We start from the raw sequence: 12,048 nt of genomic DNA on the forward strand, positions 1-12,048 counted from the left end.
CGATGAATGACAAGGAAAGAAAACCGTGGGTGACGGCGTCGGATGTCGCGGCGCGGGCCGGCGTCTCGCGCTCTGCAGTGTCGCGCGCGTTCTCGCCGACGGCAAGCATCGCGCCGCAAACGCGCGAACGCGTGATAGTCGCCGCGCGTGCGCTGGGCTATCAGGTCAACCTCATCGCGCGCGACATGATCACGCAGCGCAGCAGCATGATCGGCGTCGTGACGGCTGGATTCGAGAACCCGTTTCGCGCGCGGCTGCTGTCGGACCTGATGGCCGTGCTCGGGCAGCGCGCGCTCACGCCGCTCGTGACCAATGCGGAGGATCCGCGCCAGGTTCGGCAATCGCTCGAACAACTGCTCAGCTACCGGATCGCGGGGCTCGTGATGACGTCCGCGTCGCCACCGCTGTCGGTCGCGCAACAGTATCTCGAACACCGGATCCCGGTCGTGATGATCAACCGCGAAGCGAACCTGCCGGGTGCGGATGTGGTCGTCAGCGACAACGCGGCGGCCGCCACCTGCGCCGCGCAGCGGCTCGTGCAGGCCGGCGCGCGCCGGCTCGCGTTCGTCGGGCCGCGCGGCACCAGCTACAGCGCGCGTTCGCGCGCCGCGGCGTTCGAGCAAGCGCTCGGGCCACGCGACGCCTCCGACGCGACGCTCGTACGCGTGCTCGATACACCGTCCGACACCCACGCCAGCGGCGTCGACGCCGCGCGGCAACTGTTCGCGACCGGCGAGCGGCCCGACGGCGTGTTCTGCTCGTCCGACCTGCTCGCGCTCGGCGTGATCGACGTCGCGCGTCGCGAATTCGGCTTGTGCGTGCCGGACGACCTGCGCGTGATCGGCTTCGACGATATTCCCGCCGCCGAATACGATGCGTATCGGCTGACGACGCTGCGGCAGGACACGCGCGGCCTCGCGCACGCGGCGATCGACCTGCTCGCCGACCGGATGCAGACGTTCGACGGCCCGTCGCGCACGCGCGTGGTGCCGGTCACGCAGGTGGTGCGCGACAGTTGCGCGTGACGACGCAGGACGGGACGCGGCCAAGCCGCGCGTCACTTCAGCCCGCCCGCGAACCCGCGCAACAGGTAGCGCTGCACATAACCGGCCACGGCCAGCGCCGGCAGCGACGCGATCAGCCCCGCGCTCATCAGGTCGCCCCAGTCGATGCCGTTCTCCGTCACGTAGCCGGCGATCGCGAGCGGCAGCGTGAAGCGGCTCGGCGTCGACACGAACAGCAGCGCGATCAGGAATTCGTTCCACGCCGCGATGAACACGAAAATCGCGGTCGCGATCAGGCCCGGCGCGCACAGCGGCAGCACGATCTGCACGAGCCGCCGCGCGAGCCCCGCGCCGTCGATGCACGCCGCTTCCTCGTATTCGATCGGCACGTCGCGCACGAACGCGAGCAGCATCCAGATCGCCATCGGCAACGCGTAGATCTGGTACGCGAGCATCAGGCCGAGCGTCGAATCGAGCAGGTGCAGCCGCTTCGCGAGCGCGAACAGCGGCACCGCGATCGTGATCGGCGGCATCAGCTTCAACGCCAGCACGAGCATCAGGAACAGCAGGTCGAGCCGCGCCGGAAACCGCAGCCGCACGAGCGCATACGCGGCCGGAAACGCGAGCGCCAGCGCGAGCAGCGTCGTGCCGAAGCCGACCAGCAGCGAATTGAACAGCGGCGCGCCGATGCCGTTCGACCATACCGACGCAAAATGCGCGAGCGTCGGCGCGGCCGGCCAGATCCGCAACGGATGATCGAGACGTTCGAGCGTCGGCATGAAGGCCGCGCCGGCCATCCACAGGCACGGCAACAGCAACAGGGCGAGCGCGACGACGCGCAGTGCCCATGGCACCGCGTGACCGAATGCAGCGCCCGTTCGTGCGCGAGAGATGCCTGCGGCTTGCGTCGTCATGCGCGCCGCTTGCGAACCGTCTGCCATACGTACCCCGAGACCAGCAGCGCGGACGCCGCGAGCATCAGCACCGACGCGGCACTCGCCGGCCCGACGTTGAAGAAGCGGAAGCCCGTGTCGTAGATATAGGTCGACAGCGTCTGCGTCGCATTGCCGGGGCCGCCGCCCGTCAGCGCATAGACCTTGTCGAACAGCTTGAACGTGTCGATCGAGCGCAGCAGCAGCGCGAGGCCGATCTGCGGGGCCGCGAGCGGCAGCGTGACGTCGCGCAGGCACTGCCACTCGCTCGCGCCGTCGGTGCGCGCGGCTTCGTACAGCTCCTGCGGGATCGATTGCAGCCCGGCCAGCACGATCAGGAACGCCATCGGCGTCCACTGCCACACGTCAACGAGCGCGAGCGACCACAGCGCGAGATGCGGATCGGACAGCCAGCGCACGCCTTCGATGCCGAACGCGGCGAGCAGCGCGTTCAGGAACCCGTCGAAGTTCAGCCAGTTGCGCCAGATCGCCGAGCACACGAGCGTGGACAGCATCATCGGCAGGATCGCGAGCGGCAGCGCGATGCGCCGGCCCGGAAACGCGCGCACGAACAGCAGCGCGAGGCCGAAGCCGAGCGCGACTTCGGCCAGCGACGCGACGATCGTGAAACGCAGCGTGTTGCCGAAGCCGGCCGTAAACGCGTCGTCGCCGAGCACCGCGCGATAGTTCGCGAGCCCCGCGAACGCGCGATGGCCCGCCGAATAATCGACCCGGCAGAACGAGTCGATCAGCACCTGCGCGACCGGATACAGCGCGAGCGCGGCGAGCACCAGCAGCGCGGGCCCGAGCAGCGCGGCGAACGGCAGGCTGCGGCCGAAGGCTTTCATGCGCGACCTCCGGTCACCGGGTCGACGTCGACGTGCGCGGTCACTTGCCGGCCGCGGCCGTCGCCTGCGCGATCTTCTGCTGCGCCTGGCGCAGCGCGGCGTCGGGCGCGGCCTGCCCCGTCAGCGCGAGCTGCAACTGGTCGCCGAGAATGCTCTCGACCTGCTGCCAGTCGGTCACGCGCGGCCGCGCACGGCCGGCCTCGAGCGCCTTCAGTTGATCGGGATACCAGCGGTACTGGCGCACCAGCGCCGGATCGTTGAACACGCTGCGGCGGGTCGGCGGAATGCCGATGCCGGCGAGGCGCGTCTGCGTATCGCGCGAGCTCAGGTAAGCGAGGAAGTCCTGCGCGAGCTTCGCGTGCGGCGCGTCCTTCGGAATGCCCATCTGCCAGATGCCGAGCATCGGCGCCGGGCCCGCGGTCTGCCCGGGCGGCGGCTGCAGCGCGATCTGTCCGACCACGCGCGACTGCTTCGGATCGTCGAGCGCCGGCACCCAAGCCGGCCACACCTCGATCGACTGCGCGGCCGTGCCGCGCTGCAGCGCGTCGCGCACTTCGGCCGCGCCGTACACGTCGACGTCCTTCGGCGCGAACGCCTTCAGCGCGAGGAACGTCTTCAGCGCGGCCTGCGCTTCGCGTGAATCGATCGTCACGTTGCCGGCACGGTCGAACACGTCGCCGCCGTATGCCCACAGGATCGGCAGGAAGCCCGTGACGACCGGGTTGCCCTTCGTGCCGCGGAACACGACGCCCGACACGCTCTTGTCCGCGGCGCCGACGGTCCGCGCGATCTTCAGCACGTCGTCCCAATTGCGCGGCGGTTGCAGCTTGTACTTCGCGAGCAAATCCTTGCGGTACGCGAACATCTCGACGTTGCCGACGATCGGCAGCGCGTACAGCGCGCCCGCCGCGTTGCGGCCGAGCGCGACGGCGGACGGCACGAGATCGGCGTCGGCGAGCGACGCAGGCAGCGGCTTCAGCCAGCCGTTGCCGATGAATTCGGGCGCCCACGTGTCGTCCATCATCACGAGGTCGTACGCGCCGGTGCCTTCGCGCATCGACAGCTTCAGCTTCTGGTACAGGTTCGCGTTCGGCAGCTTGAGCAATTCGATGTCGGTGCCCGGGTGCAGCTTGGTGAAGCCGGCGACGGCGTCGGCGAGCCCCTTGCCGTAGATGTCGTCGCGGCCCGCGATGACGAGATCCGCCGCGAAGGCGTGCGTGGCGACAACGGATAGCGCAACGGCGGCGGACAGCGCGCGCAGGCGACTCAGCAGGGTCATGTGGTCTCTCTCGATCGGCGTGTGGAGCGGAACGGTCATGCGTTGCACACGTGTGCAACGCCGGCGACACGTCGGGTCGCCTGAAGCGTCGCCATTGTTCACGCAGACCGTGAAGGTATTGTGGCAACCCGCAAAACCGGGCGACCTGACGCACGCATTCCCTCTCCAGGCCCGTTCAGTCGAGCAGACGGACGGTTTTTTCAGACATCGCTTTCCATCATCCGACCGTCGCCGCCTCCATGCGCCGGCGGCACGCGACCGGCGTGCCGCCGCCAACCGCATTCAGCGTCAGAAGTTCACACGAATCCCGGCCATCACCGCCAGTTGCCGGCTCGAATTGCTGTTCACGAGCACCGGAATCTGCGCATAGTTCGCCGCGTTGCCGTCCGCGTCGGTGCCGAGCCCCGTGCCGCTCGCGATCTGGCCGATCGCGACCGCATACAGCGCGGTGCGCTTCGACAGGCTGTAGTTCGTGCCGACGTTCAACTGGTGGAAGCGCGTCGTGCCGCGCCCGTCCGTATGCGCGGCGTTGAAGATATACGCGACGCCGCCCTGCAATGCCGGCGTGAACATGTACGTGACGTTCAGCTCGCCGATGTCGAACGTGAACGCCTGCGTGCGCGGCTGCGCGGCGGTGGAGAAATAGCGGCTGTCGCCGAGGCGCGTATGCGTGTAGGTCAGCGCGACCGTCGCCGCCCCGAGCGTGACCGACCCGCCCGCGCCGAACGCGCGCATCGAGCCGGCATCCTGGAGCAGGCAATACATCGCTCCCGGGTTGCTGCACGCGAAATCGCCGATATAGCCGCTCGCGCCGCCGAGCGCCGCGTCGAGCGGCTGATGCAGGTCGAGGTAGCCGACCGAGAACGCCACCGGCGAGCGCGTGTACGTCGCGGCCACCGCATAGCCGCGCTTCGCGGAAAAATCGCCGGCCTGCCCGCCGAAGCTGAACGTGCCGCCGAACGTGAGGCCGTTGAAATCGGCGCTGGTGAACTTCACAGCGTTGTTGAAGTTGAACGCGGCATTCAGGTTGTCGACGTCGCCCAGATGCGAGCCGTACGGCGTCGCCCAGTTGTTGCTCGATACGTACGCGCCGAGCATGTCGGTGTACGAGTCGTATTGCCGGCCGAGGCCGAGCGTGCCGATCCCGTCCTGGCGCAGCCCGACCCAGGCCTGCCGGCTGAACGCGGTGCCGCCCTGCAGCGCCTGCCCGTTCGCGGACAGGAATTGCTGCTCGAGCGTGAATACCGCATCGAGGCCGCCGCCGAGCGGCTCGGCGCCCTGGAAGCCGAAGCGCGACGGCACGAGGTTGCCGCCGCCCATCTGCCACGCATGGCCGCCGCCCGTGCTGCCGTCGGCGCGCGTGAACTGCTGGTTCGTCGAGTAGATGATGCCGGTGTCCACGGTGCCGTACAGCGTCACGCTTCCCGAAGTCTGCGCGTGCGCGTGCAGGCAGCCCAGCATGGCCGCGGCCGCGGCCAGTCGTCGTCCGTTCTTCATGTCCCGCCCCTCAATGGTCATCGGTTGGCAGTGCAAACCGACGGTGTTGTCGATATGGGTTGGCAGGACTTTATCCAGCGAAAATTCCGGACCTCTATCCCAAATCAGCAAACCGTGATGGGGACGGGCAATACACGACGGCGCCCGGCGGCGGCGCCACGGTGGGAAGGCGTCAGTCGGGACGCAAGGTTTGCGACGGCAGCTCGCCGAACAGGTCGCGATACTCGCGCGCGAAATAGCCGAGATGCGTGAACCCCCAGCTCGCGGCGGCTTCGCCGACGCCGAGCTGCTGCGCCGACGTCGTGCGCAGCAGGCGGCGCACCGCGTTCAGCCGGATCGTGCGCAGGTAGCCGACCGGCGTGACGTCGGCCACGCGTTGAAAGCTCGTCTGCAGCGTGCGGCGGCTGCAGCGCAGTACGCGGCACAGTTCGAGCACGGTGACGGGTTCTTCGGGCCGCTCGCGCAGATGCTTCTCGCAGCGGCTCACGATATCGCTGTAGGTGGCGTGCGTGATGTCGCGGCGCTCGACGTCGATGCCGTGTTCCAGCGCATCGAGGAACATGCCGAGCATCGCGTCGCGAAACATCTTGCGGGTGGCCGCATATTCGAGGCAACCCGGGTTGCGCTGCGCATCGTCGATCAGCGCCGACAGCCGCGCGCCGAGCGCGACGCCCTGCGCGTCGGACAGCCGCGTCACGTGCCGCAGCCTGCGCGCGGCGGCCGCGCCGAATTCGGCTTCGCACAGCTCGTCGACCATGTCGGACGCCGCGCTGATCCCGACGAGCCCCATCCCTTCCGGCGTGTGGAATTCGAAATCCTCGCCGGCGCGCAGCGCGAGCAGCGCATAGCCGTCGACCGGCTGGCCCTGGAACGTCCCCGCGAGCGGCACGGACAGCGGCACCGCGAGCGACGTGCGACCGGCCGGCGCGAGGCCGGTTTGCGCGACGCGGCGGTTGGTCGTCTCGCGGAAGAAGTGGAAATCGTCGTACAGCACCTGCGTGACGGTGCCCTTGAAGCGGCCCGGCGTCATCTGACGGTACACCTGATGCCAGCCCGCGATCGCGAGCCCGTGATCGTGCACGTCTTCGTGTGAGCGTGACTGGAACAGCATCGGCGTCTCCGGTAAAACCCTTGGGTGCTGGATGCGGCCGCCGGGTTCGCACGGCACGCATCGCCACAGCTTACCCTCGCAAAATCCTGCGTAGTACGGTTTCGAACGCAAGACAGGCCGCCGACAGCGCGGCGGCCTGCTCGTCGATCAGCCTGACGTAACGGCGAAACGACGGCATCCGGTTCACGACCTCGCTGCCGCCGAACGGCACGATCGCGAGGGTCCAGCGGCCGTCGCGCGCGCCGATCGCGCAGTCGGTCAGGTGCAGCGGCCGCAGCGCGTCGGCCAGCGCCGGCTCGGCAAGCAGCGCGGCCAGCGTGTCGACGAACACAGGGTCGCATCCGGACACAAGCGCGGCATCGATGCCCGTGCGGCGCAACCAGCCGGTCTGCCGCACGCGCGCGCCGCCCTGCGCGGCCGGGCCGTCAGCGGCCACCGTCACCATCACGTTGACCGTATGCATCAGGAACTGGCGCTCGACGCACTCGTCGACGCTCACGCGCACGCCGTTCGGCAGCCGCGCCGTGACGCCGCCGACGCCACCGGCATCGTCCGCATCGCGCACGGCCCGCAGATCGGCAAGCACGCGCGCGGCGATCGCGCCGGGCCGATGGCCGGGCGGCGGCGCATCGGGCGCCGCGCGCCACCGGACGAGCGCGGCCTTCACGATGCGACGTGCTCGTTGCGCAGCACGTCCTCCACCGGCACCGGCCTGAACGGATGCCGGCGCTGCACGACGAGCGTCCAGAACAACGCGTACAACGCGGTAAGCCCCAGCATCGCGCCGAACGGCACGTAGATGTCGCGCGCGTTCATGCCGGGCGGCGTGATGTACCAGATCGCGAGCACGATCCCGACGCTCGACACGATCTGCGGCAGCGGGAACAGCGGCGAACGGTACGGCCGCGGCAGGTCCGGGCGGCGGATGCGCAGCATCACGACCGACGCGGTGACGAGCAGGTACGCGGTGCCCCATGCGCAGGTCGCGGCGAGCACGAGGTGCAGGATGCTGTCGAGATTGCCGTTGATCAGCCATGCATGGAAGATCGGCACGATCGCCGACGCGACGATGCCGACCACCGGCGTCTTGAAACGCGGATGCAGGTATGCGAAATAGCGCGGCAGCGCGCCGTCGATCGCCATCCCGTACAGGATGCGCGGCAAGCCGGCCATCAGCGTGTTGATCGTCGCGGCGCCCGCGCACAGGAACGCGATGCCGAACCAGATCCGCCCGAACGGCCCGAGCACCTGCAGCGCGAACGCGGGAATCGCGCCCGGCGTGTCGAGCAGGTGCGTGAGGCCGTCGGGGCTCACCGGCACGTTCGCGACCTGGCGGCGGATCGCCGCGCCGTACAGGAACATGCAGATCGCGACGCCGACGAGGCCGAGCGCCATCGCACGCGGGATCGTGCGGCCCGGCGCCTTCATTTCGGGCGCGAGCGGCGTGACGAACTCGCAGCCGACGAACATGAACATCGCCATCCCGACCAGCGACAGCACGGCCGGGACCGACGTGCCGACTTCCGAGCCGCCGAACCAGCCGTCGAGATGCACGGCCGGCGCCGCAGCGAGACCGAGAATCCCGAAGATCATCAGCGACAGCCACATGCCGGCCGTCAGCACGATCTCGAGCTTGCTGAACACCTTGATGCCGATGATGTTGGTGATCGCGAACGTGACCACGAGGCCGACGCCGACGAGCCACGAACTGTTGTGCTTCTCGAGCGCGGCGTTCAACGATTCGAAGTTCACGAGCGCCATGATGCCGCTCAGGATCGTCTCCGCGGTGCCGGCGAACACGTGCACGAGGAAATACGCGGAGATCGTGCCGGTGATCGCCCAGAAGCGGCCGAGCCCGCATGACAGGTAATCGTAAACCGAGCCGGCCGTCGGCAGCATCGCGGCGGCTTCGGAGAACGTGGTGGCCTGCGCCTGCATCATCACGAACGCGATGATCATCGCGACCGCGAACGCCCAGCCGCCCATCCCGAAGCCCGACGTCGCGGTGAGGATCACCGGGCTCGCCATGATGAGCCCGACCGCGCTCGCCAGCGCGGTCGGAAAACCGACCGCACCGGCGTTCAATGCGGTGCCGCCGCCTGCTTCAGCCGACGCACCGGCGGACGTATCGCCCGCGGCGCCGGTCATTCCCGACCATCCCGACATCGTTGTCTCCTTCGTGGGTTGCCCCGAACCGGCGCTTCGTCGGCGGTCGGGGCCAGATGCTGTGCGGTCGGCCCCGGGCGGTGCTTCAGCGCGTCGATTCCGGGGCCCCTCGTCGATCACGGCGTGATCCGATGTCGAAAAAATACGCAGGCAAAATAATCCGGTCATAGCGCAAATCGGCAAACCCGCGATGGCGTTTACCCGCCGCCTCGGGTTGGCCGTCGCGCGGTCAGGCCATCAGGCGAACGGCACGGCCTCGAAACCGGCCGCGAGCGCGTCGACGATCCGGTCGAGCTGCTCGCGCTGGATCACGAGCGGCGGCGACAGGATGATCTTCGTGCCGACCGGGCGCACCAGCACGCCGTTCTCGCGCGCGACTTCCGCGACCGCGTTCGCATAGCCCGACAGCGGGTCGATCGGCTCGCGCGTGTCCTTGTTCGCGACGAGATCGAGCGCGAGCATCAGCCCCTTGCCGCGCACCTCGCCGACCGCCGCGAAGCGTTCCGGGAAAGAGTGAAGCGCTTCGAGCAGATACGCGCCCTGCTTCGCCGCATTCGCCGGCAGGTCTTCCTTCACGACGATGTCGAGGCTCGCGATCGCGGCCGCGCATGCGACCGGGTGGCCGGCGTATGTGTAGCCGTGCATGATCGCGCCGCCGAAATCGGCGTTCGCGGCGAACGCGTCCTCGATCCGCGCGTTCACGACCGTCGCGCCGAGCGGCACGTAGCCCGACGAAATCCCCTTCGCGAGACACATGATGTCCGGGCGCACGCCCCAGCCGCGGCTGCCGAACAGGCTGCCGCTGCGGCCGAAGCCCGTCACGACCTCGTCGGCGATCAGCAGCACGCCGTAGCGGTCGCACACCTCTCGCACCAGCGGCCAGTAATTGGCCGGCGGCACGATCACGCCGCCCGCGCCCTGGATCGGCTCCGCGATGAACGCGGCGACGGTGTCCGGGCTCTGGAACTGAATCTCGCGCTCGAGCATTTCCGCGCAGATCCGGCCGAGTTCCTCCGGGTCCTGCGTGAACGGGTTGCGGTACAGCCACGGCGTCTCGACGTGGAAGCAGCCGGGCAGGTTCGGCTCGTAATTGCGGCGGAACACCGTATTGCCGTTCACCGACGCGCCGCCGAAATGCGTGCCGTGATACCCCTGCTTCAGCGAGATGAACTTCGTGCGATCCGCCTGGCCGCGCACCTTCCAGTACTGGCGCGCGATCTTCAGCGCGGTCTCGATCGAGTCCGACCCGCCCGAGCTGTACAGCACGCGGCGCATCCCTTCCGGTTCGAGCATGTCGATCACCTTCTTCGACAACTCCTCCGCGCGCGGATGCGAAATGCCGTCGAACAGCTGGAAGTATTCGAGTTCGTCGAGCTGGCGCACGATCGCGTCCTTCACTTCCCGGCGGTTGTGGCCGACGTTCACGTTCCACAGGCCCGCGACGCCGTCGACGAGCTGCTTGCCGGTTTCGTCGAATACGTAGCAGCCGTCGCCGCGCACGATGCGGATCGGCTTGCGCTGTTTCATGTCGTTCGGGTGCAGCATCGGATGCCAGAATTTCGCTTCGTTGTAGCTCATTGCAATCTCCACGGTCGGATCGGTTTTCGCGGTTTTGGGATTGGCCCGCGCGTCAGTGCGCGATGCAGACGGATTTGGTTTCGGTGAAGCCTTCGATCGCGTACTGGCCGAATTCGCGGCCGATGCCCGATTGCTTGTAGCCGCCGAACGGCATCGACGGATCGAGCGGGATATGGCAGTTCACCCACACGGTGCCGGCTTCGATCCGCGGCACGAGGTTCATCACGCGTGTCAGGTCGTTGCTCCAGATGCTCGCGGCGAGACCGTACGGCGACGCGTTCGCGAGGCGCACCGCATCGGCCGCGTCGTCGAACGGCACGACCACGATCACCGGGCCGAATACCTCGTCGTGGACGATCGCGCTGTCCGGGGGCGGATCGGCGATCACGGCCGGCTTCACGTAATAGCCGGGCAGGTCGTCGGCCGGCGTGCCGCCCGCGAGGAACGTGAGGCCCGCGCGGCGCGCGCCTTCGATGTGCTGGACGACCTTGTCGCGATGGTGCGCGGACACGAGCGGGTTGATCTGCGCGGTCGTGTCGAGGCCCGCGCCGAGCTTCATCGACTGCGCGACGCCCGCGAGGCCGTCCGCGAGCTGCGCGAACTTGCTGCGATGCACGTAGATGCGCGACGCGGCCGCGCACACCTGCCCCTGGTTGAAGAATGCGCCGGCAGCCACCCCGTCGAGCGCCTGCGCGACGTCGACGTCGTCGAGCATCACGATCGGGTTCTTGCCGCCGAGTTCCAGCGAGAAGCGCGTCATGTTCTGCACGGCCGCCGCGCCGACCAGCTTGCCGGTCGCGGTCGACCCGGTGAACGAGATCTTCGCGATCGACGGGTGGCTCGCGAGCGCCGAACCGCAGACGCGGCCGCCCGTGACGACGTTGAACACGCCCGGCGGCACGCCGGCTTCACGCGCGAGTTCGGCGAGGCGCAGCGCGGTGAGCGGCGTTTCCGGCGACGGCTTCAGCACGATCGTGCAGCCGGCCGCGAGCGCGGGAATCAGCTTCCACACCGCGATCATCAGCGGGAAATTCCACGGCACGATCGCGGCGACCACGCCGACCGGCTCCTTGCGCGTATAGGCCGTATAGCGCGCGCCGGGCGGAAACGGGATCGACACGTCGAGCGTCTGGCCGGTGATCTTGGTCGCCCAGCCGGCCATGTAGCGCACGTATTCGACGCTCGCGCCCACTTCGACCGCGCGCGACACGTGGATCGACTTGCCCTGGTTCAGCGTTTCGAGCTGCGCGAGCGTTTCGGCGTCGGCGTCGATCAGGTCCGCGAGTTTCAGCAGGATGCGTTCGCGGTCGGCCGGCCGCAGCCCGCTCCAGACGCGCGCGTCGAACGCGCGTTTCGCACTGGCGACCGCGCGTTCGACGTCGTGTGCGTCTGCATCGGCGACGGTCGCGAGCCGCTCGCCCGTGGCCGGGTCGTGCACGTCGAGCCGCGCCGCCGCGTGCGCGGGCTGCATGGCGCCGTCGATGAAGAGGCCGAAGTCGCGCGCAACGAAGGTGCGCACGGTGTCGCTGACGGCGACGAAGTTCGTGTTGCTCATGGGCGTCTCGTTGATTGTCGTGGCTGGACCGTGTGCCGGTGAGCACGCGGGCGTCGGACCACTGTATCGACGAGGATT

At 68.7% G+C, this 12,048-nt stretch carries 10 protein-coding genes; 1 reads left to right on the top strand and 9 read right to left on the bottom strand.

Translation table 11 applies throughout. The annotated features are described in order from the left end of the window. Window positions 1-2: 2 nt before the first annotated feature. The gene (locus tag AC3IFE_RS34105; protein ID WP_489194825.1) at window positions 3-1,025 is read left to right on the top strand and encodes a LacI family DNA-binding transcriptional regulator; all 1,023 of its coding nucleotides are present in this window, start codon (window positions 3-5) and stop codon (window positions 1,023-1,025) included. Window positions 1,026-1,057: 32 nt separating this feature from the next. On the opposite strand, the gene AC3IFE_RS34110 is transcribed toward AC3IFE_RS34105, so the two are convergent. The 9 genes from AC3IFE_RS34110 to AC3IFE_RS34150 all read right to left on the bottom strand — a co-directional run bounded on the left by AC3IFE_RS34110 (window position 1,058) and on the right by AC3IFE_RS34150 (window position 11,970). Beyond that, window positions 1,058-1,918 (bottom strand): carbohydrate ABC transporter permease, encoded by an 861-nt coding sequence (locus AC3IFE_RS34110; RefSeq protein WP_089470158.1) that lies wholly within the window; start codon window positions 1,916-1,918, stop codon window positions 1,058-1,060. Then, window positions 1,915-2,784, bottom strand: a complete 870-nt coding sequence (locus AC3IFE_RS34115; protein ID WP_089470159.1) for a carbohydrate ABC transporter permease — start codon at window positions 2,782-2,784, stop codon at window positions 1,915-1,917. The genes AC3IFE_RS34110 and AC3IFE_RS34115 overlap by 4 nt, the downstream gene beginning before the upstream one ends. Before the next feature lie 40 nt (window positions 2,785-2,824). After that, window positions 2,825-4,063, bottom strand: a complete 1,239-nt coding sequence (locus AC3IFE_RS34120) for an ABC transporter substrate-binding protein (protein WP_089470160.1) — start codon at window positions 4,061-4,063, stop codon at window positions 2,825-2,827. A 288-nt stretch (window positions 4,064-4,351) separates the two neighbouring features. Beyond that, window positions 4,352-5,560 (bottom strand): porin, encoded by a 1,209-nt coding sequence (locus tag AC3IFE_RS34125; protein ID WP_089470161.1) that lies wholly within the window; start codon window positions 5,558-5,560, stop codon window positions 4,352-4,354. Window positions 5,561-5,732: 172 nt separating this feature from the next. Further along, window positions 5,733-6,671 (bottom strand): helix-turn-helix domain-containing protein, encoded by a 939-nt coding sequence (locus AC3IFE_RS34130; RefSeq protein ID WP_089470162.1) that lies wholly within the window; start codon window positions 6,669-6,671, stop codon window positions 5,733-5,735. Window positions 6,672-6,741: 70 nt separating this feature from the next. Continuing rightward, complete coding sequence (locus tag AC3IFE_RS34135; protein WP_489194828.1) at window positions 6,742-7,338, bottom strand: DUF3156 family protein; 597 nt, start codon at window positions 7,336-7,338, stop codon at window positions 6,742-6,744. Beyond that, the gene (locus AC3IFE_RS34140; RefSeq protein WP_301738128.1) at window positions 7,335-8,837 is read right to left on the bottom strand and encodes an APC family permease; all 1,503 of its coding nucleotides are present in this window, start codon (window positions 8,835-8,837) and stop codon (window positions 7,335-7,337) included. The genes AC3IFE_RS34135 and AC3IFE_RS34140 overlap by 4 nt, the downstream gene beginning before the upstream one ends. A 237-nt stretch (window positions 8,838-9,074) precedes the next feature. Beyond that, window positions 9,075-10,415 carry an aspartate aminotransferase family protein gene (locus tag AC3IFE_RS34145; RefSeq protein WP_301738130.1) on the bottom strand — a complete coding sequence of 447 codons (1,341 nt, stop codon included), beginning with the start codon at window positions 10,413-10,415 and terminating at the stop codon, window positions 9,075-9,077. Window positions 10,416-10,467: 52 nt separating this feature from the next. Then, window positions 10,468-11,970, bottom strand: a complete 1,503-nt coding sequence (locus tag AC3IFE_RS34150; protein WP_489194831.1) for an aldehyde dehydrogenase family protein — start codon at window positions 11,968-11,970, stop codon at window positions 10,468-10,470. Between the last annotated feature and the right edge of the window lie 78 nt (window positions 11,971-12,048).

Source organism: Burkholderia sp. APQ4-4ca, assembly GCF_057837105.1.